The 20,228-nt window shown below is 64.7% G+C and carries 19 protein-coding genes; 9 read left to right on the top strand and 10 right to left on the bottom strand.

Features of this window, described 5'->3' with window-relative positions; genetic code table 11:
• Positions 1-31: 31 nt before the first annotated feature.
• Positions 32-703 carry a response regulator transcription factor gene (locus tag AC1RR5_RS19750; RefSeq protein ID WP_492924198.1) on the top strand — a complete coding sequence of 224 codons (672 nt, stop codon included), beginning with the start codon at positions 32-34 and terminating at the stop codon, positions 701-703.
• 195 nt (positions 704-898) lie between these two features.
• On the opposite strand, the gene AC1RR5_RS19755 is transcribed toward AC1RR5_RS19750, so the two are convergent.
• Positions 899-1,111 (bottom strand): hypothetical protein, encoded by a 213-nt coding sequence (locus AC1RR5_RS19755; RefSeq protein ID WP_492924200.1) that lies wholly within the window; start codon positions 1,109-1,111, stop codon positions 899-901.
• A gap of 310 nt (positions 1,112-1,421) precedes the next feature.
• On the opposite strand from AC1RR5_RS19755, the gene AC1RR5_RS19760 reads away from it, so the two are divergent.
• Positions 1,422-1,784: a CZB domain-containing protein gene (locus AC1RR5_RS19760; protein WP_492924202.1), complete on the top strand. Its 363-nt coding sequence runs from the start codon at positions 1,422-1,424 to the stop codon at positions 1,782-1,784.
• A gap of 7 nt (positions 1,785-1,791) precedes the next feature.
• Here AC1RR5_RS19760 and AC1RR5_RS19765 read toward each other — a convergent pair whose 3' ends face one another.
• The 3 genes from AC1RR5_RS19765 to AC1RR5_RS19775 are packed head-to-tail and all read right to left on the bottom strand — an operon-like array spanning position 1,792 to position 2,886.
• A complete protein-coding gene (locus AC1RR5_RS19765) occupies positions 1,792-2,091 on the bottom strand; it encodes a DUF2188 domain-containing protein (protein WP_492924204.1) in 300 nt (99 codons plus the stop codon).
• Positions 2,092-2,116: 25 nt separating this feature from the next.
• Entirely contained in the window at positions 2,117-2,392 is a 276-nt protein-coding gene (locus AC1RR5_RS19770; RefSeq protein ID WP_492924206.1) for a hypothetical protein, read from the bottom strand.
• An 11-nt stretch (positions 2,393-2,403) separates the two neighbouring features.
• Positions 2,404-2,886, bottom strand: coding sequence for an Hsp20 family protein (locus AC1RR5_RS19775; protein ID WP_492924208.1), 483 nt, complete (start codon positions 2,884-2,886; stop codon positions 2,404-2,406).
• Positions 2,887-3,654: 768 nt separating this feature from the next.
• Between AC1RR5_RS19775 and AC1RR5_RS19780 the strand changes: the two genes are divergently transcribed.
• The 5 genes from AC1RR5_RS19780 (at position 3,655) to AC1RR5_RS19800 (ending at position 10,551) form a co-directional block, all read left to right on the top strand.
• Positions 3,655-4,410, top strand: coding sequence for a hypothetical protein (locus tag AC1RR5_RS19780; protein ID WP_492924210.1), 756 nt, complete (start codon positions 3,655-3,657; stop codon positions 4,408-4,410).
• A 485-nt stretch (positions 4,411-4,895) separates the two neighbouring features.
• Positions 4,896-5,837 (top strand): toll/interleukin-1 receptor domain-containing protein, encoded by a 942-nt coding sequence (locus AC1RR5_RS19785; RefSeq protein ID WP_492924212.1) that lies wholly within the window; start codon positions 4,896-4,898, stop codon positions 5,835-5,837.
• A gap of 451 nt (positions 5,838-6,288) precedes the next feature.
• A complete protein-coding gene (locus AC1RR5_RS19790; protein WP_492924214.1) occupies positions 6,289-6,822 on the top strand; it encodes a hypothetical protein in 534 nt (177 codons plus the stop codon).
• Complete coding sequence (locus AC1RR5_RS19795; protein WP_492924216.1) at positions 6,819-9,899, top strand: HsdM family class I SAM-dependent methyltransferase; 3,081 nt, start codon at positions 6,819-6,821, stop codon at positions 9,897-9,899. The genes AC1RR5_RS19790 and AC1RR5_RS19795 overlap by 4 nt, the downstream gene beginning before the upstream one ends.
• Positions 9,880-10,551, top strand: a complete 672-nt coding sequence (locus tag AC1RR5_RS19800; protein WP_492924218.1) for a hypothetical protein — start codon at positions 9,880-9,882, stop codon at positions 10,549-10,551. The genes AC1RR5_RS19795 and AC1RR5_RS19800 overlap by 20 nt, the downstream gene beginning before the upstream one ends.
• Before the next feature lie 21 nt (positions 10,552-10,572).
• On the opposite strand, the gene AC1RR5_RS19805 is transcribed toward AC1RR5_RS19800, so the two are convergent.
• Complete coding sequence (locus tag AC1RR5_RS19805) at positions 10,573-10,755, bottom strand: hypothetical protein (protein ID WP_492924220.1); 183 nt, start codon at positions 10,753-10,755, stop codon at positions 10,573-10,575.
• On the bottom strand, positions 10,752-13,175 hold the full coding sequence (locus AC1RR5_RS19810) for a HigA family addiction module antitoxin (protein WP_492924222.1): 2,424 nt from the start codon (positions 13,173-13,175) through the stop codon (positions 10,752-10,754). Before AC1RR5_RS19810 ends, AC1RR5_RS19805 begins: the two co-directional genes overlap by 4 nt.
• A gap of 584 nt (positions 13,176-13,759) precedes the next feature.
• Between AC1RR5_RS19810 and AC1RR5_RS19815 the strand changes: the two genes are divergently transcribed.
• Positions 13,760-14,404 carry a GntR family transcriptional regulator gene (locus tag AC1RR5_RS19815; protein ID WP_492924224.1) on the top strand — a complete coding sequence of 215 codons (645 nt, stop codon included), beginning with the start codon at positions 13,760-13,762 and terminating at the stop codon, positions 14,402-14,404.
• Between the two features lie 13 nt (positions 14,405-14,417).
• On the opposite strand, the gene AC1RR5_RS19820 is transcribed toward AC1RR5_RS19815, so the two are convergent.
• A complete protein-coding gene (locus tag AC1RR5_RS19820) occupies positions 14,418-15,086 on the bottom strand; it encodes a GntR family transcriptional regulator (protein ID WP_492924226.1) in 669 nt (222 codons plus the stop codon).
• Between the two features lie 212 nt (positions 15,087-15,298).
• Between AC1RR5_RS19820 and AC1RR5_RS19825 the strand changes: the two genes are divergently transcribed.
• Positions 15,299-17,110, top strand: coding sequence for an ATP-binding cassette domain-containing protein (locus AC1RR5_RS19825; protein ID WP_492924228.1), 1,812 nt, complete (start codon positions 15,299-15,301; stop codon positions 17,108-17,110).
• Here the strand turns inward: AC1RR5_RS19825 and AC1RR5_RS19830 are convergent.
• The 3 genes from AC1RR5_RS19830 to AC1RR5_RS19840 all read right to left on the bottom strand — a co-directional run bounded on the left by AC1RR5_RS19830 (position 17,038) and on the right by AC1RR5_RS19840 (position 20,018).
• Positions 17,038-17,538 (bottom strand): helix-turn-helix domain-containing protein, encoded by a 501-nt coding sequence (locus tag AC1RR5_RS19830; protein ID WP_492924230.1) that lies wholly within the window; start codon positions 17,536-17,538, stop codon positions 17,038-17,040. The two genes, AC1RR5_RS19825 and AC1RR5_RS19830, sit on opposite strands and share 73 nt — an antisense overlap.
• Positions 17,539-17,631: 93 nt before the next feature.
• Positions 17,632-18,624, bottom strand: coding sequence for a HEPN domain-containing protein (locus AC1RR5_RS19835; RefSeq protein WP_492924232.1), 993 nt, complete (start codon positions 18,622-18,624; stop codon positions 17,632-17,634).
• Between the two features lie 968 nt (positions 18,625-19,592).
• Positions 19,593-20,018 carry a Ros/MucR family transcriptional regulator gene (locus AC1RR5_RS19840; protein WP_492924234.1) on the bottom strand — a complete coding sequence of 142 codons (426 nt, stop codon included), beginning with the start codon at positions 20,016-20,018 and terminating at the stop codon, positions 19,593-19,595.
• Between the last annotated feature and the right edge of the window lie 210 nt (positions 20,019-20,228).

Below are 20,228 nucleotides of genomic sequence, written 5' to 3' on the forward strand. Positions count from 1 at the left end.
TCTTCAGGGCGCACTGGATCGGAGATGAAGCATGAGCGGCCTCGAAGCGTTCCCCGCCGAAACTTCCGCGAACCCTGGTCAGATATCGGCGTCTGGAGGCGCGCCGGCGGCCGCGATCGTGCATCTGGTCGATCGCGACCAGGTCACGAGGAGCCGTCTTTGCGACCTGCTCGTGCGGGCCGGGCTGAGTTGCCGCACCTATGACGAGGTCAGTGACTTTCTGGCGACGTCCCATGAGGATATTGCCGGATGCCTGGTGTTGGACACCCAGGCGTCCGCGGCCTCCGAATGCGCACTCGGCCGCCGCTATCCGGTGGTGCTGACCGCCTTCGACGCCGACGTCGCGATGGCCGTGCGCGCAATGAAAACCGGGGCCGTGGATTTTGTGGAAAAGCCCTTTCGCGAGCAGGCCATCCTGGCCGCCGTCAACGCGGCCATCGACGCAAATCGCGAACACCGCTCCCTCTGCGTGCAGCTGGAGACGCTTCGATCGAGGTTTGTCACGCTATCCGCTCGGGAGCGTCAAGTGATGGGGCTTGTGACAGCCGGCAAGCTGAACAAGCAGGTCGGCGCAGAACTTCGGATCAGCGAAATTACGGTCAAGGCGCATCGCGGTTCGGTCATGCGAAAGATGGCCGCCAAGAGCCTTCCAGATCTTGTTCGAATGGCAGACGCCCTAAACGCAGACCGCGCGTACTGGTAGGATCAAGGGCGAACAAAGGTATCCTTGCGCCAGAGGCGGAACTTCAAATCGCTCCAGAAAGCCGACGTAGCGTTGCATCGCGTTAGACGACGGGAGCGGAGAGATTCGCGGGACCCGCAGAGGTCGCCACTGGTCTCAAGAAACGAAAAAAGGCCGGGCGTCTTGCCCGGCCTTTCTCACGTGCTCGGCTGCTGGTCAGCGCTGAACGGGCTCGCCACGGCCGCCGTCGTCGGTCGCACGGGTGTCGTTCGGGTCGCGGGTGCGGCCGTCACCATCGGTGTCGATCCGCTCGCCGGTCTTTTGGCCTTGGTTGTCGCGCTGCTCGTTCTGCTGCTGCGGCGAGCGCTGCTGCGGGTTCTGATCCTGCTGCTGCGGCTGGCGGTTCTGTTCGTTGGCTTGATCGGCCATGATGCTCTCCTGCGTGGGGTGGACCGAAAATCAACACCCCGCCGGCAAGCCCGTTCCGACAGCGCCGCTTCAGCTTTTTTGCGGACAACGATGTAGAGGTCGCCATCGAGCGCGTCTGCCGCTCGGCAGGCTAGCGCGGCGCGGCGATTGCTACCGTCGTTCAAGGTTTTTGACCTGAAGTGGGCGTGTTGGACGAGACCGCCGCTCATCCCCACCTCGATCAAAACTGTGGAAAAAGGCCGCCTGAAAACCGGCCGGAAACCATCCTGCGCGAGAACGCCGCCATTGGATTGAGCCGAGAGGTTTGGCCATGGATTTCCAGGAACAAGCACACCAACACACCCAGATCCGCGAAGCGCTCGTCGCGGCCGTCACCGAGCGCCACCCGATTGATCCCAACGCCCTGCGCTCGGACAAACTTTGTCCGACCGGTTGCTGGCTGCATGGCGAGGGCGCCAGGCGCTGGGCCGGCAACCATGCCTTCCTGAGCTTGCTCGAGACCCATCGCGCCTTCCACCAAGAGGCTGGCCTGGTCGCCGACCAGATCCATCGCGGGCAATGGACCGACGCCCAGAGAGCACTGCGCAACGGGTCGTCCTTCGCCCTAGCGCTCGCCGACTTGCAGGCGGCGCTGCGCCGGATGCGGACAGCGGCCTCCTCCCTCGCGGCCTAGTCCGCGGCTAGGCGCGCTGCGCAGGGATTGCCCCCGGTTCGCCCCCGTAGGGTGGAAACAGGAAGCGTCCGGCCCGCGCGCCATCGCGCAAACGGATTTCCAGGACGACCGGCTCGCCAGCGTCGGCCAACCGGTGGGCAAGGTCGCGCGCGGCCTGTTCGGCGCGGGCGCCAGTGGTGAAGTCGAGGGGACCGCCGTCGAGATCGCCGCGGACGATCCAGCCGTCGCCCGACGGCTCGACAAAGATAAAGCAGGGCATGATCACAACGTAGGAATAGGAAAGCGGGAGAGTTTGGCGGCCGACCATCAGCTGGCCGGCCGCCCGCCCCAACTCAAGGGCGCGCGTCGCGATCCAGGTCGCGGTCCAGTCGGCTCAGCGCGGACAACACCTCGCTGAGCGGAACCGGCGCGGGCGTTCCCAAGAGCCATCTCTGGCTTGGTCGATGCTCCACAGCGCTGGCGTCCGAGGCCCAGGCCGCCAGGATCTCGCGCTTCTCGGCGGGGTCGAGCTCCTCGTCCTTGAGAACCTCCAACGGATGGAGGAAGCCGACCGCGGGCCGCACGGGCCAGGGACGCGCCCGGTCGGTCAGATGGGAGTCCGTGCGCATGGCGAGCCTCCCTAGGCGGCCTTGCGGGCCTTGGCAGGCTTGACGTCCAAGGCCCGCAAGGCCGTGCCGACGCCAATGGGAATTGACCTCGGCTTCAAGGCGTCCGGCACCTCGCGCGCCAGATCGATCGACAGGACGCCGTGGGCGTGGCTGGCGTCCTTGACCACCACGTAGTCGGCCAGCTCGAACCTCCGTTCGAAGGCCCGCTGGGTCAGGCCCTGGTGCAGGAAGGATCGCGCGCCCTGCCCTTCCCGGGCCGGCCGCTGGCCCTTAATGATCAGAAGGTTGGGCTCGGCGACGATCTCAAGGTCGCTCGGAGCGAAGCCGGCGAGCGCCAGAGAGATGCGATAGGCATCTTCGCCGGTCTTTTCGATATCGTACGGGGGATAGCTCGCGCTCGCCCCGCTACGCAGGGCGGTCTCGACCAGCTCGACCATGCGGTCGACGCCGATCATCGAGCTGTAGAGCGGTGTGAAGTCAAACGCGGTGCTCATTTCCATCTCCTCGAAAGCAAGTTGGACATGAGGGGCGCTAGGACAAACGCCGCGCGCCCCAGGGGCCGGACCCTGTCGGCGCCCGGCAAGCACGCGATGAGTTAGGCGATCGTCAAAAGTCGTCAAGACGTCGGTAGGCAAAAAATCAGCTCGTACTTGGGCTTGCCGCCGTCGAGCCTGTCTCGTTCCTAACGTCGGCTACTGGGCGGTGATCGCGCGTCGCAGGTGCTAGCCGCTGCGGAATGAAAACAGCGTCCGACTATCGTGATCAGGCTTCGAAGGCCCGGGACCTGGCAAAGTCCGCGCCCGACGCGAGGATGCGGGAGGTCATTGCTCGCCTGGCCCAGACCTGGGACGACCTCGCCGCAGAGCGTGAACGCCAGGTTCGCGAACAAGAGGCCGGTCCGCTTGGCTCGTGAGCGCCACGAGCGGACTCTGGCACACCTCCAGGAACCAGACATTCCCTGGCTGGCGCAGGTCCGCCTTGTTCGCCCTTGTTAGATGTTCACTCGTTCCGCCGCCTCATTCGCGTAGCGCCTTATGCCGTCGCAAAGCGTTTCGAGAGCCGTCAACATACGGGCGTGACAAAGTTGTTCGAGAGGTGATGGTGCGGGCGATCGGCGAGGGCAGCTGTCTTAGCTGTCGACAATCTACGGGTTTGCAAAGCCGTCGGACGGCTAGGTGTAGGATCGAAGATGGGCAAGTATTTGCGGGCCGTGGAGTCCCACTATTCAGGGGAGTACGCCGCGATCAGCGACGAGGACGCGCTTGCGCGTCCGCGAGGCGGCGACGGCTTACGCCTATCGGCTGCAGAAGGGCAAGGTCGCCTCCAACGGAATTGGCAAGGTGATCCTCATCGCCCCGGCCTCGGAGCGCCGGGGCGAAGACCTGTTCGACGTGCTGCGCTATGAACATCCGTTGGGCGAGCATCCGGAAGTCAACGCGCTGCCGACCCTCCATGCGCGCCATTTAGGCGAGGCGCATCACGCCTTGCGCGCGCTGGGGGCGGACCGCGGATGGGACCTGGACGCGCTTGAGGCGGTCTATCGCAGGGTAGTGGACGCCGATCATCGCTTTAACGGCGTCTGGACCAAGCCCAAATGGAACGCCAGCAGGACCCGCGCTGTCGGCGTCGAGTGGCGGACCGGGCGCCAGCTCGAACTCGGCTTCACCGTCACGGCCAAGGACAGCGAGACGCGCTGGGCGCCATTCCTCGCCTCGCCGATCGGACTGGGCAAGATCGACACGGCGGCGAGCAAGCTCGTCTGGCAGGACGATCGCCACGCCCTGCTCTGGCACAGCAACAAGCGAGACTGGTGGCTGATCGACACCGAGACCTTGCAGGTCGACTTCCTCTATGCCCCCGCCGAGGAGGGCAATCCGCACGGGCAATACCAGCTTGGTAAAATGTACCTGGACGGCGATCAGTGGGTTGGCGTCGATCCCGTCAAAGCGCGCTATTGGCTGACGAAGTCGGCCGACCAGGGCTTCGCGCGCGCCAAGCGACTTCTGGAAGCGCTCTGAGCGCGATCGGCGGGTTCTTGCGTGAGCAGCACGTTATCAAGAACCAGGCGATGGGAGGCCGGCGACAAAACAATCAAGCAGCGCGGCTCGCCGGATATTGAACTCATAGATGCAGGCTAGCCGCCAATGCTCTTACGCCGCGCCGATGAACCCGCCAGCCAGCGTGGACGCGAAACCGCATCCGCGGGCACGAAACCGCAGGAACTCGCCATTCGACGCCGGCAAGGCGCCCTCCCCGAGTCCGTGTCGCTGTCAGCGCAGCGCCATTTGCCGCCGTTGTCGCCGCTCCAGAAACACGACATTCAGCGCGCCAAGCACAGTGGCGGGAGCAACCCGTGTTGGACGTTGACCTCATCGGTCCCAGCGGCTCATTTCGCGCCTAGCGAGCGTGGGAATATGGTCGCATATCCTGGAACATATGATGAACTTTTCTTGCCTCGCGAACGCGCTTATCGCATTGTCGGCGAGTCAACACAGGAGAGTTCATGGCGATGCGCGCCTTCATTTCGTATTCGCACGCAGACGAGAAGGCGCTCGAACGGCTTCACAAGCATCTCGCCGTTCTGCAGCGCGATCAGGCGATTAGCGCGTGGTTCGATCATGCCATTCTGCCCGGCGCGGTACTGGACGAGGCGATCCGATCGGAGCTTGAGAGCAGCGATCTGTTCCTCGCCTTACTCAGCCCAGATTATCTGGCGTCCAACTATTGCTACGAGAAGGAATTCGAGCACGCGCTGGCCCTCGCGCAAGCGGAAAAGCTTCGGATCGTCCCGGTCATCATCGAGCCCTGCGACTGGCTTGCAACGCCGTTCCGTCAATTCATGGCCCTTCCCAAAGAGGGCAAGCCCGTCTCGGAATGGACCAACGCCAACAACGCCTACCTCGACATCGTCACCGGCCTGCGTCGCCTTACCACTTCACCAGCCATGCGAAGTGCCCCTGCCACCGCGCCAGTCGAAGGCAACGCTCCCCGGCGCGTGAAGCTGAAACGGGATTTCGACACGATCGAGCGCGCCGCATTCGCGGATGAGGCCTTTGCCACGCTGCGGGACTATTTCCGCGCTGCCGCCACCGAACTGGCTCAGGCGAGCGACGACCTGCGCACGAGCTTCGAGGAAATGTCGCCTACCGCGTTCACCTGCTCGCTGGTGAACCGGGCCTCGCGCAGTCACCGTGAAGCGCACATCACTGTCCACAATGGCAGAGGCCAGCGCATGCTGGGCGACATCAGTTACGTCTACGAGCGCCACGCCAGCGGTAACAGCTCGAACGGCGGAATCCGCGTCGAGGCCGATGAGTACAACCTCTTTCTCACCACGGATAACCTGTGGGGCAGCCGCAACGAGGCGCCGAAACTGTCAGGCAGGCAGGCGGCCGAATGGCTTTGGAACCAGTTCGTGGAACGCGCCGGGGTGGAATATGACTGAGCGGCGCCGGTTCCGCTGCAATAACTGCGGGGAGCGATTCGAAGCCGAAGTGCTCACCCGGGAAGAATCCCGGCGGGCGCGCGACGAACGGCGTCGCACCGGTTCACTTCACTGCCCGCGCTGCAACCGCACCGACGTGCGCGACGGCTATGAATAGCCAGCCGGCGCCAAGAGCCGTCGTTGATGTGCCTCCAAGAACTAGAAGTTCCCCACAGCGTCAGAGGGCTGTTCCTCACTCAGTTCCAGGTCGGCCGGTGATGGACCTCGAGGAATTGGACCTTCGACCGGCACCCTTTCTGTGAAGCTGACCCTCCGTCACGGCCGTGCCGTGCATCACCCACCAATCCTCGGCAGCATGCGACCGAGAGTGACGCAGCGTTTACCGAAAAGGTCGGGTGTGTTACCCGAACTCTCTAAAGTTCGGGAGCGAGACTCGAAGTTTGAGGAAAAAATGCGCTACGTCCCGACACGGGTCGCCATCGAGCTAACTGGCCTAACTGGCCCCACGCTCCGCGAATGGACGAGCCGTCGTGCCCTGATTCCGGCGGACGTCCCACCCAAGCGCCAAGGTTCGTCCGCGCAATATAGCTGGCAGACCATTCTCCTGCTGCGTCTCGCCGTTATGTTGCGCGATCATTTCCATCTCGAACTACAGGCGCACATCCCGCTATTCGACAGCCTGCGCAGCAACCTGCTTGGCATGTCCTTCTTGGCACTTTGGGGACGTTCGCTCGCGTTGCAGGGGGGGGAGCGCTGGACGCTTATCGACGATGAGGCTCCCGGTCCGCTCCTGAGCGATGCGATCATCATCAGTCTGCAACCGCACTTGCTGATCCTCTCAGCAGGTTTCGCTCTGCCGGATCCCGCGGCCGCCCAGGGACAGCTTGAGCTCTTCCCTGCAGTCGCCGTGGCCAACCCAACCGACGAGCGGCGCGTCGTGCCCCCGGCGCCTAGGACCACATCACGTTTTCGGCGTTCGGCATGACGAGCGAAGCCTTCACACGGGTGCTGACGGCTACCGGTTACCTCGTCGGATCCGGCCGCGCCGCGCCAGGCTTGACGCTTGGCACGGACTTGAGCGCGGGTCGTCTGCGGACCCTCTTTCACGACGAGCGAGTGGGCCTTAACGCCGATGCGGTCTTCGCCGCGCAGAGCGCGCCGACGAGCATTTTCAAGGACGCCGGCGACACCGAACCCACCGACCAGCAATTGCGAGGCTGGCACGAAGCGGCTTGGAACATCGGGGTTGCACCGCTCCTGTGGGTGATCTCTCCCACCACGGTTCGCCTCTATGACTGCTACGCCTCACCGCCGACGCCAGGGCCATTTTCGCCGGGAGCGCCGCCGCCGCTCGAGCAGTTCGCGGTCGATTCCGACGAGCGCCTTAGGGCGCTGGATGCGACGTGCGGACGTCTGGCAACTGAGACCGGCGCGTTCTGGTCCAGCGGAATCGGCGAGAAAATCGATCGGCGCCATCGCGTCGATCGTGAACTGCTGGCCGAAATCAGCGCTCTGGAACGTCAGCTGACCAAACTGACCCCCGCCGACAATGGCGACGAGCGTCAATTGGCCGTCGATCTGGCGCAGCGCTTCATCGGGCGCTGTATCTTTACGTGGTACTTGCTTGATCGTGGACTGGCCCAGCCGTTCTTGCCGCCGCACATTCGGGCTGACCTGAGCCAGATGTTCGCTACCCCGGACTCCGCGTTCGCGCTGTTCGATTGGCTGCGCGCCACGTTCAATGGCGATTTGTTCCCAATGGATGATCCCGGGGCCGAGCGGGACTATCTTACGGCCGGCCATCTCGCGCTGATCCGCGAGTTCATCGAAGGGCGCAGCCTGATCCCGGGACGACACGGGCAAGGGCGGCTGTTCAATTTCCGCTTCAACGCCATCCCGGTCGATCTGATCAGTTCGATCTATCAGCAATTCGCGCGCTCGAGCGCAGCGGACGAGGCCGAGTCTCAAGGCCTTCACTACACGCCAGTCGAACTGGTGCACCTGACCTTAGATCCCGTGTTCGAAGGCTTGGCGGCTGACGCCCGTGTCATCGATCCGGCTTGCGGCTCGGGCGCCTTCCTAGTTGAGGCCTTCCGTCGACTGGTTTGGAAGGCCTGCGGCGACAAACCCGCCTCTCGTAAGGTGGTCCGGCAGATCCTGTATGGCCAGTTGTTCGGCGTCGATATCAACCGCTCAGCTCTGGGCATCGCCGCGTTCAGCCTCTACCTCGCGGCACTGGAGCTGGATCAGGAACCCATCGCGGATGTCGCCGACCTGAAGTTCCATCGTCTCATCGACCAGAACCTCTTCGAGGCCGATTCCCTGAGTGAGGCCCTGCCGCCCTCGCTGATGGCAGAGCCGTTCGACGCCGTGGTCGGCAATCCTCCGTGGACCTTTGTGAGTCAGGCAGGGACTTCGGCTCGGCGTCGGCGGGGAGACCAGAAGGCGCTTAGGCCCCGGCGTAGCCCGGATCAGGCCTTTCTTCGCTTGGCGGCGAGGCTTGCCGGTGACGACGGCCGCATCGCCATGATCATGAAGGCCACGCCGTTCTTCTCGAAGGACATCCACGCGGTCGAGGCGCGCGATGAGGTGCTCAAGCAGTTGTCGCCGGCGGCACTGGTCAATCTCTCCTACCTGCGGCGCGAGGAGCTTTTTCCGGACGCAGTCGGACCGGCCTTGCTGTTCTTTTCCCGGTGCGCACTGGCCAATGACCCTGCGCGACTACTTGTCGGATCCATACCCTGGACACCGGATTTCCGTCGGACGGGCGTTTTCCAGGTCGGGCCAGGAGAAATTCGCTCGGTTCCACTCGACCGCGTTCTGCGTACGCCGCCGTTTCTTAAGGCCGCGACCTTCGGCACCGTCCGGGACGGGTGGCTGATCGAGCGATTGGAAACGGAGTTTTCCAGTTTCGCCGCAGTGCTCGACGCGCTGGGCCGCACTGAGCCAGACCATCGTGGCCAGGGGTTCCAGGTCAAGGGCGACGCCAATACGCCGCCAGCTGCCTATCAGCGCCTCAAGGTGGTCACGCCAGACGTCTTTACCCCTTTTCGACTCCGCGAGGCGGAGCTGCCGGCCTTCGCGCACAAGACTTTGCATCGTCCGCGTCGCGAGGGGATTTTCCAGGGGCCGTTGCTGCTGTGTGCGAAGGTTGGCAACGACACAGGCGCGCAACGCGGGCGTTTCAGCGCGGCAGTCCACGACGATGCAGTGCTCTATACGCAAAACTTCTACGGCGTTTCCTTCCGTGACGCCGACGCGCGTCTTGCGCGGGTTCTGTCCGGGATCCTGAATTCCAGTCTCACGGCCTTCCAATTTGCGTTTGGCGGACCGACCTGGGGTCTGGAACGGCCGACCGTCGAGCCGCATGATCTGCTATCCTTACGGGTCCCGGATCTGACCAAGATCGACACCGACCTGCTCGAGGCGGTCATCACCGCCGAACGGCAGGCGGCGGCCCGCCCCGATGACCCGGATCGCCTGCTGGCGTTGGATGAGGCCGTCTACGACCTCTACGACCTCGAGGCCGAAGAGCGCGTCCTGGCCTCGGGCAGTGTCGAGCGCGCGCGGCACATGATTTTCGAGAACCGTAAGGCGCGCGGCGATCTCGTCCTGCCGCCCGATGACGAGACGATCACCGGCTACGCTGAGCAGGTTGCCGCCACGGTCAACGCTTATTTGCGGGCCAAGGGTGAGCGGCACCTGGAGGCAAGAATCTACGAACAGCCGCTCAAGCGGACGGACTGGGCCGCCGGGGTGCCCGGAGTGACGGCCGTGCGATTCGTGATGAAGTCCGGTGCTGTTCCGGAACGCCAGTCCGTTCAGAAGGGGGATCGGGACGATATGACCGCCCTAGCGGGCTTGTTGCGTGGCGCCTTTTCCGGGGAGACGGCGCCCTATCTGAACGAACGGCGCGAACTGAGGATCTATGGAGACGGGGATGTCTACATCCTCAAGCCCACTGAGGCGCGATACTGGAGCCCCAGCACGGGGCTGAACGACGCCGACATCATCCTGGCCGACCATTGGTTCCGGAGGCGCGATGTCGCTCCTCACGCCTGATGTTCCATACGGCGATCCGGCCTTTTTGCTCTCCGATGACCAGCTTGCCACCGTGCTCGACCTGGTCTGTCGAGGCGCCGACGAGGCCAGGGCGTCGGTGTCACCAGGTATGCTCGAGGTTCCAACGACCCAGGTGGTCCGCAAGGCGATGAAGCGGATCAAGCGCAAGCTCGGCTTGACGAACCTGCAGGTGCTCGGAGAGCATGAACTGGACGACATGTCGTCCGACGGCCCAGGGATTCTCGGGCGTATCGATATTACGCTCCAGTTCATGCATCAGTTCGGTGATGAGAGCGCCTATGTCGCGATCGAGTGCAAGCGCGTCAGCGCCGACAATCCCGGGCTGAACACGCGCTATGTGACCGAAGGTGTCGAGCGCTTCGCCAGCGGTAAATACGCCGCCGGGCACCAGTGGGGTTTCATGCTGGGCTATGTCCTGGCCCAGCCCGCCGCCAACGTCCTACGTCATATCGACGGCCGTATCCGCCAAGTCTACGGCGAGGCGGCGGCGTTAAAGGATCTAGGAGCCTACCCCCGCTCCCTGGCCGTCTACGAAGGCCAACTTCTCCAGTCAGGGCACCATCCCATCAGCCTCAAGCATATTCTGGTCGACATGGTTCAGGCCGCGCCGGTCACGGCGCCGACCAACTGAGAGACAGGCCGGCCACCCGGCTCAGAACGGAAGCCTGCCGATAAACGCGCAGACGCCAACCAGCAGCGCAACCACCACCACCATGGCGACGACTGAAACCGCGCCCTCCCCCTGGGCCTCAAGCAGCCATGGCACCTTGATTTTCAGCTTCGTGGGCTTGGTTCGGCGCAGCGCGCGTTCAGGCTCAAGGGAAGACCCGGTCATGCCGCCACCTTCGACGCGAAGACGCAGGGCTCGACATCGAGCGGTGCAACCAGCACGGGCCACCAGAACGGCGCCCCCGACCAGCCTTGGTCCGCCCGACCCTGTTGCTCAAGCATCACGAGCGCGGGACGGCGGCGCGGGACCTGCTCGAGCTTGGTGCGCAGGGCGACGCCGACGATCGACCGTCCCGACTTGTCCCCCGACAGCTCACGATCGAGGCCGCGATTTCGGGCGACGACGAGATCGACGCGGTCCTGGGCCCGGCCGGCATAGAACTTCAACAGCGCGGACATGGCCGACCAGTCGAAGGCGCTGGGCGGGACATCCAAGGCCGGCCGGGCGGCGTCGATCAGCTTCAAGGCCAGGTCGAGATCAATCGTCGTGTCGCCGTCGCCAGAGCCGATCGAGGTCGGGATCAGCTTGCCAACCGCTGCGGCGCTCGCGGCGACGGCCTTGGCGCCGACGGTTTCGAACCGGGACGGCAGGTACATCTTTCCGGCTCGGATCGAAACGACCTCGCTGAGCATCAGCTTGTCGGGGCCACACGGACGGATCCGGCCGGTTTCATCGGCGCGGATCAGGACGACGCCCTGATCGTGAACCTGCTGCTCAAAGGCCTCGCGTAGCGCGACCTCGAAGCTGTTGATTTTGTACATGCGGTCATAGACCAGAGGCGACGTATAGAGACGCGTCACCGCGACGTCCGCGCGAGGGCGATTGCCGTACATCCGAGAGTGCTGCAGCACCGTATCGGCCTGCGTCGTCTGAGGGTTTCGGCCGTAGTAGAAGGCGATCAGGTTCGGGATGGTGATGCCCCGATCCAGGATGTTGCCGCCGATGAAAACGTTGAAGGCGGTGCGCAGGCGTAGTTCTGCCTTGTCGTCGAGCAGGGCCATCACGTCACCGTCCGAGTTCACGCGCTCGACCACAACCTCCTCGCCCTGGAAGGCTTCGACGAACATCTCGTACGCGGACTCGAAATCCGGCATCTGGCCGCCTGCGGCAGCGATCGATCGCGCCAGATCCTCATAGGCGGTCGAGAAAAGCTCCCGCACGCTGGCGTCGTCGCCCTCGCTGGCCTCGGTGATCGCGGTCAGGATCCAGTTGACGACCTCGTCCTGCCAGTCGTGGGCCGATCGCTGGGTGTCATTGTGGACCACCATCGCGTACTTGGTCGGTCGGGCGCCGGCGTGTCGTTGTTGCCATTGCCGGATGCACGCCGCCGCGACGAACGTGACGACGGCGCGGACGATGCCCGCGGCCTTGGCGGTTTTCAGGACGTTGGCGGGTTTTATGCGGCGCTTGTCGGCCTCGCGAAGCGCGTCCTGCTCCTCTGGGGTGACGGCGACGAAGAGATGGTTCTCCATCGCGCTGTCATCCTTCAAGCCAAAGTAGGTGTCACCGCCCACATACCCTTCGTGCTGAGGCAGGAGCACCGTGAAGGCCGGCTTCATCGGCTTGTAGATCGGCTCGCCGTCGATGTCGGGGTAGTCCTTGGGCTGAAGGTAGAGCGAAAACGGCGTCGCCGTGACCTGCAGGAAGGCCAAAGACCGCACGGCCGTCCGAAAGGTTTCGAGCCGGGCGGCGACCGCGCCCTGTTCAATTCGGTCATCCTCGCGCTTGCGAACGAACCGGATGCTGGCCAGATCGGCCTCGTCGTCGATCAGCAGAACGTTGGCGGCGGCCAGGCCCGGGTAGTCCTCGGTGAACAGGCGGATCAGGCGGTCGAGGTTGTCGTGCTGCTTCTTGGCTACAATGATCAGCTTCTTCTTCAGGTCGCCTTTAATCAGACGGCCCGGCGGCTTCATGATGTCGAACACCAATAGCTCGTCGTTGTCGATTTCATCAGCGAAGTCGGCGTTCAGGCGAGCAACCGTCTGGGCCGCCAGCGTCCGAGTCCCCTTAGTCAGCACAACCGCGATGTCGAACTTGCGATCGAGGGCCTTGGCAATCACGCCGATGAAAGCGCGTGTCTTGCCGGATTGAATCCGGCCAAGAAGCATTCCGGGCGCACTGCTGGTGGTGGGTTGGCTTTCGATTTGCTCCAACACCTCCTGAATGCATTGCTGAAGCTCGGGCCGGTCCTGCCGACGGGCGGCCAGCCGCGCATAGATCCCACCGCGTGTCGCATCGCCATCAGCCGCCGAAGGCAGGTGCTCAAGGGCCTCTTTCAACAAAGCGCGTTGAGCGCCGAGGTCCGTTTCGACCTGAAGCTTGAGCCAGAAGCCAGCCTCCAGGCCGAAGTAGCGGCAGAGGCGCAGATCGGTGTCGGCGGTGATCTTCCGCTTACCTAGGATAATCTCGTTGATCCGCCGGGGCGGGACGTCGATGGCCCGCGCGAGGGCGTTCTGGCTCAACCCCTGCGGCTCCATGAACTCGTCATTGAGGATCTGGCCGGGCGTCTGGAAGGCAGGAGGCATGAGCACGACCCTATGACGTTATGCGTCATAGTCACTATAACGCACAGCGTCATAGGTCAATGCGGAATCGTGTCGTTCTCGGTAAGGCATCGGTGGTTTGATTTCAGGTGTCACGTCACCCGGATCGACACAGACGGTGGACGCTTACCAACAAGCAGACCTTCCTAAGGTCGGCGATGAGTCACTACGCGACATACAGGCAGCCTTTGGTCTGGAGCTAAGCGCGCATTCAGCATGGGCGGCTTCGAACTTGTCGCTCTCGGACGCTCGCTCGAGCGGGGTGGGAAGTTGCACCGATGATGTCGATTGTATTCGTCTCGTGAAAGATCTCCCGTTCTTGGAAATTCTGTAGATCGTGTGCTGCTGGTTCGGGCGTTGATTGAGGCGAATTCGATAGAGTCGAGTACCTGACATTTCCATGACTGGCCTTTATTTAAAATATTGCTTCCCGTCCGGCGAGGCGTGGCTAAAGCTCTAGGTTGCGATTGGGGATCGGGGGCCGCAAGGGATCCACATGATCGTATCGGTGGGGACGCGCCGGCGTACGCGGTCGCTGCTGGTCGATCCGAACCGGAGCGCCTGTGGTGGTGGGACGTTTTTCAATCAGCGATCAAGCCTATGACACGATCAAGGCGCAACTGCTCGAAGGGGCTTATCGGCCGGGGGAGCGTCTCGACGCGGCGGTCCTGGCCGAGCGCTATTTCTGGAGCATAACCCCTGTGCGCGCCGCCCTGCATCGCCTGGCCGGCGAGCGTTTCATAGACGCGCGGTCCAACGAAGGGTTCATGGCGCCGCTCGTTACCGAGACCAGCCTGAGAGCGCTCTATGACCTTTCCTGGGGCTTACTCAGCCACGCCTTGAAGCTTGCGGTCCTCGCGCCTGGATTTGGCGAGGGGCGCGAGACCCCGTCGGCGCGTGGCGCCCCGTCCAACGATGCAGCCGTTCTGGCCGAGACCGAGCGACTGTTCGCCTCGATCGGTGCGGCTTGTAATCAAGAATATGCCCGCGCCATCGTGGCGACGACGGAACGCTTGCGACTGGCGCGGCGCCTGGAGCCACGGCTGATCCCCGATCTTCGGGCTGAACTCGATGGATTGAAGGACCTTGCCGCGCGCGGTGCCGTTGGCGGCCTCGACAAGGCGATCACGGCCTACCACAAGCGCCGCCAGCGCTGGGTTCCAGCCCTGGTGGCCATGCTTCAGCGCGAGGACGCGCCGAGCACCAACTAGTCCGCCTCTCAGGCTAAAGCAGCCTGGCCCTGAAGCCCCTGGCATTGGCTTGGTCGACCAGCGCCGGCAGGCGGCCGATGCGGCCGGCCACCAATCGCGACACGGCGTCCTCGGCGGTGGGCAAGTCCTTGTCCAGCAGCGCGGCGCCGACCCGGCGCAGGGCCTCGGCCGGCTGATCGGGTCCCTGGAACGTTTCCGCGTCCAGCTGGCGTGGGAGGTGAGTGCGATCCAGCAGCGAGCGTACGATCTGCGCCAGGACGAGGTTGCCGCTGGCCGCGGCAAGGCCCACGAGCTGGTCTTCCAGCGCCGCGATCGGCGTCGTGTCCGCGACGTCGAGGGTTGTCAAGGGGCGCAGGATCTCTACGGGCGGGTGTTCGACCAGGAGCGTCAGGGCCTTGGTGACCAGCGCCAGCAGGGTTTCGAGCAGCTGGCGCTGCTCGTCGACCTCGAAGGGCTTGCCGTAAAAGCCCTGGCTCATCCGCCACGAGATCAGCCCTTCGGTCGACAGCCGCATCAAGGCGTCGCGGATTGGTGAGGCGCTGACCCCGAAATAGCTGGCCAGGTCCTGAGGCGCCAGGCGCCGTCCGAGCGGCAGCTCGCCGTCGAGCGCCAGCTGGCGCAGATGCTCGAAAGCGGTCGCGGACTTGCCGGCGATTTCCCGAGCAATGAGATATCGGGCCATCGCTTGTCCTTAAGCTTACCCGCACGCGCAATGGCTAAGCGTAAGCGAAATACAACCTATGGGCAACATCCGGCGTTAGCATTTCGCGTCTCGATAGTCAGGCATCGGATCAATGGGCGCCCTGCGGCTGGCGGTGAGGAAGATTATAATCGTCGTCGTAGGGGACACGCGGCGATAGCGTCCGTGACGTGACCCAACCTCAGTCGCCTTCGATGAGCACCTGGCGGTCCCAGCTCGGTCTTGGCCTGGACTGGGGCCGGCGTGTCGCCGACGGGCCGGTGCGTCTCTGGCTGGGGGCGGCCGTCCTGGTCGTATGCCTGGGCGGACTTTCGGCCGGTCTGGCGCCGCTGGCCCTGAAGGCCCTTGTCGATCAGGCCTCGACGAGGGGGGGTGTTTCGCTGGCGCTCTTGGCCTATGTCGGCGCCCTGCTCTTTCAGCGCCTCTGCGAGCAGGCTCAGGCGCTGGCCTACGCGACCGGCGAGCAGCGGGCGATCCGGCGCCTGAACAACCAGGCCTTCGCCCACCTCCTGGCCTTGCCGCTCGGCGTCCATCTCGACGGCAAGTCGGGCGGCCTGTCGCAGACCCTGTCCGAAGGCGTCGCCGGCGCACGGCTGATCCTCATGCACCTGGCGATTTCGGTGGCGCCGATCCTGGTGCAGATCCTGGTGGCCGGTTGGGTGCTGGCCGCGGTGCTCGGGTCGGCCATGGGGCTCACCCTGTTCGCGGCCTTGATCGCCTATGCGGCGGTGTTCGCCTGGAGCCTCTCGCGCATCCAGGGGGCCGCCCGTGACGTCTCGGCAGCCCAGATCGATGTGGGCGGAGTGATGGCCGACGGCCTGATGAACATCGAGGCGATCAAGTCCTACCAGGCCGAGGCCCGCTATGTGCGCCGCCACGACATGCTGCTGGCGATCGCCGAGCGGCGCTGGCGGGCGGTGTTCGACCGCCGTCTGCAAAATGGCCTGGCCGTCGCGATGGTCTTCGCATTGGCGCTTGGCGTGGTGCTCAGTCTGGCGGGACTGGCCGTCAGTCAGGGGCGTATGACCGTGGGCGCCTTCGTGATGGTCAACACCTATGTGCTGCAGCTGGTGCGGCCCATCGAGATGCTAGGTTTCGCGGTGCGCGACATCGGCCAGGGCCAAGCCTATCTCGAGCGCCTTTTGGCGCTCCTTGCGCGACCGGCCGAGCCGGCGATGGCCGATGCCGATGCCGATGCCGCGGACGAGGCCGAAGCCTACGGACCGGCAGCGCTGAGCTTCGAGGTGGTGTCGTTCGGCTTTGGCGAACGGGTGGTGCTCGACCAGGTTAGTTTCGCGGCCAGGCCGGGCGCGCGGATCGCCATCGTCGGACCCTCGGGCGCGGGCAAGTCGTCGTTGCTGCGGCTGATCCTCAGGTTCTTCGAACCGTCGAGCGGAACGATCCGGCTTGATGGCCGGCCGTTGTCGGACATGCCGCTGGCGGCGGTGCGCCAGAACGTGGCGCTGGTCTCCCAGGACACCATCTTGCTCAACGACACCATCGCCGAGAATATCGCCCTGGCCCGCGACGGCGCTGATCGCGCAGCGATCCTGGCGGCGGCGCGGACCGCCCGTCTGGGGCCCCTGCTCGACCGATTGCCTGAGGGGCTCGACAGTCGGGTTGGCGAGCGCGGCCTCAAGCTTTCGGGCGGCGAAAAGCAGCGCGTGGCCATCGCCCGGGCGGCGTTGCGCGGTGCGCGGCTGGTGATCTTCGACGAGGCCACCGCTGCTCTTGATCCACGGACCGAACAGGCCGTGTGGAGCGGGATGGCCGGTCTGGCGCGCCAGGCCACCTGCCTGATCGTCACCCATCGCCTGTCGGCCTTGGCCAGTGTCGACGAGATCCTGGTTCTTGACCAGGGGCGGATCGTCGAGCGTGGCGACCACACCGCCCTGCTCGCGGCCGGCGGTCTCTACGCCCGGCTATGGCGCGCTCAGACGGCCGACACGGCCAGCCGGGGCTTGGCGGGCGACGCCGCTTCGCTGACGGAGGCCTGGTCCGGTTGAACGGCTTCGGCGGTCAGCAAGGGGGCCGCCGAAGCCATGGCGCGGGCGATGGCGAGCAAAGGACCGCGCAGCGACGCGGGCATCCGCAGGAAAATCTCGGCCAGGCTTTGGCCTTCCTCGGTGCCCAGCAGCGCGCTGAGGCCCGGCGCTGCTTCGCCGTAGGGCGGCGCATCGCCGTGAGCGGAAGGATCCGACAGGCCGTCGAACAGAGCTCCGACCGGCAGGCTGAACAGGGCCGCGATGCGATGGAGCATCGAGGCGCTGATCCGGTTGGCGCCCTTCTCGTATTTCTGGATCTGCTGGAAGCTGACGCCCAGCCGCGCGGCGAGACCCTGCTGGCTCCAGCGATGGGCCTTGCGGAGCGTGCGGACCCGGCCGCCGACGAAGACGTCGACGGGGTCGCGCGCGTCGTGGAGATGGGTGTCCATAGGGAATTCCTCGTGTCTGGCGCCTCCCCGGTCAGAACCGGGCAGTCTGCAGACGCGCGCACGAGCGTGGTGTCCTCGATGGATGGGCCTTTGTTAGGAAACCGCCTCCTTCAGCTGGCGTAGGCGCGCCTCGCAGAGATCCTGGACGAGCGCGCGCAGGCGCTCGATCCGCGCCTGGATCCAGGCCAGTTCCTCGGCGCTGATTTTGTAGTGCGGGGAGTAGCGCGCTTTGACGTAGGCGGCGCGCAGAAGCTCGAAACAACGCTTTTCGAATTTCGTCTCGGTCGGCCAGATCTCCGCCAAGCGCGGATCGAGTGGCTCGGCCAGGGCGCGCAGACGCACGAGGTTGTGCGACTTTGGGGCGTAGAGGGAGACGACGAGGAGCAGGCAGTAGTAGAGGCGTTCTGCGGTCTGGTGGAGTTCGAACGCAGCTACTTTTGAGCGCTGCCTCGATACCGCGAACCTTGCCTGTTCCAGGAAATCGGTCGCGCTCTCTAGCCACTCTGAATAGTACTCTTGGCTTTCCGTCAGCGCTGCGTTGGCCGAGAGCGGCGTTGGCTCAGGGAGTGAAAAGCCTGGTTCCTCATAGAGGGCGACGCCGTCACGCAGGATGTCGACGAAGAAGTAGCGGCCGCGAGCGAGCTGGTCGGTCACGTCGGTTAGATCATGGACGATGAAGTTGACCGGGGTGCGAAGGCGTTGGCCGGCTGAAAGTTCGGCCAGGAGCTGCTCTTCGGCTGCGCTCCAGAACTCCAGGGTGTCGGCGAGCTTTTCCTGGTCGACGACGACGAGCAGGTCGTAGTCGGAGAAGTAGCGGCCCACCGGATCCTCGACCCAGTCGCCCCGCGCGTAGGATCCGAACAGGATGATCTTGAGGATCTTGCCTTGGCCGAGTTGGCCCGAGCGCTGGGCGACCTCCCGGGCGAAGGCGGTCTTGAGGATATCGACCACGACGGCCAGCTCGCGCTGCTTGCCGTCCGGCAGATGGTCGAGGGTGTTGGCCATGGTCGTGGTGTCGCCCGTGGCTCGCCGCGTGGCAAGCGCCTCTTCGGCGCGGGCGGCGCGGTGATGCTCGGGCTTGGCCATGGGACGCTCGGACGCGAGAACAATTCTGGAACGAGTCTACACGCCCTGGTTGGGCGGGGCTAGAGTCGGCGTTGGAATTGTCGCTGTTGGCGCGGCTTTCCAATGAGGATGCTGGTCGCGATCAGAGGTGATTGGGTCGAGGCGCGGGTCGCCTTTGGCGCATTGACCTTTGGCCTTGAGGTCGGACGCGAGGCCGTCAGCAACCAGTCATGTGGCCGTCCGGCGCGTACACCCAAAGCTCGCGCCCGCGCACGAAGAGCGTATCTCCCGAGCCCTGGAAGATGTCGCGCACGCCGCCGGGAACAAGCCAGCGGCCTAGCGGCTGTCCGGCCGAAGTCCAGGTCTGCACAAAGCCGTCCAAAGCCCAGGCGGCGATGAGGTCCCGACCTTCAAAGATGTTCCAGCCGGCGGTTCGGCTGCCAGGCGTTCGTCGCCGCCCTCGCGCCGCCGGCGCACCAGCGCGCCGCCGCGGCGTTCGATCTCGCCATCGGGCATCAAGCCGAAGACGTCGTCGGCGGTGGGGTTGATGTGAAGGAGATCGAGGTCGAAAGACCAGAAGGCGGTCTCGCCCGACCCGCTGAGCAGGATGCCGGTTTCGAGGACCGCAATCTCCGAATAGAGGTTGTCGTGTTTGGTTTTGACGCGGCGAACCTCTTGGCCCTGCTCGGTCTAGAGCACCAGTTGCCGCTCTCGTCCAGCGACACAGCGCCCTTGCCGATCGCGGCCAGGGCGACGAGGTCGCTCCAGGGCCATTCACGGCCCTGTGGGCTATAGAAGAAGAGCGCGCTCTCGCCGTGCCAGGCCACAACGGCGTCTGAAGAGCTGACAATCTTGACCAGGAAGTTTTCGACATCCTTGTGGCGCACGGTCCGCGGGGCGAACGCCTTGGTCGAACCTCAGGCGCCGCTCGCCCTGGCTGACATAGCCGTCGCGGGTGTGCATGAAAAGGCGAAGGTCAGCCCGGGATCTTAGCGCCCCTTCCGGACGCCGCGCCGGCCGCCTTTGCCCAGGCCCGCGGCCTTGGCCATCCGGGACCGGGCTTCGCTGTAGCTAGGGGCGGTCGTGGGATAGTCGGCCGGCAGGCCCCACTTGGCCTTGTAGTCCTCCACCGACAGGCCCAGGCCCGACAGGTGACGCTTTATGGTCCTATAGGGTTTGCCGTCCTCGAAGCTGATCAGGGCGTCGGGCGTGATCGACTTGCGGATCTGGGCCGGCGTGGCGCGCGGATGAGCGCTCGCGGCCGACGTGGCCGGTTGAGGCGCGCCCGCCTTGGTGAGCGCGGCGTAGGTCGCGCGGATCAGCGCCGGAACATCGGCGATGGCGACGCTGTTGTTTCCGACATAGGCCGCGACGACGCCGGTGGTAAGTGCAAGGTTCTTCTTGCCGTCATCCATGGCCAAGCTCCCGAGTCTTTCAGTCGTTGAAGGCTATAGAAGAACAAGACTTGCGCAAACGTCCAAGGGATTGGGCGAGCCCTGTCCGTGCCTTCGCGGCAGGGCGCGGCTCGAACGGTCAGGGTCTGGGCGGTGCGGTCGCCGATTTGTTCGGAGTCGGATTTTTCCTGATCCGAATGGTCCCGATCCGCGCCGGAGAAAAATGGCCGG

It is taken from the genome of Caulobacter sp. GW821-FHT11E11 (genome assembly GCF_058808315.1).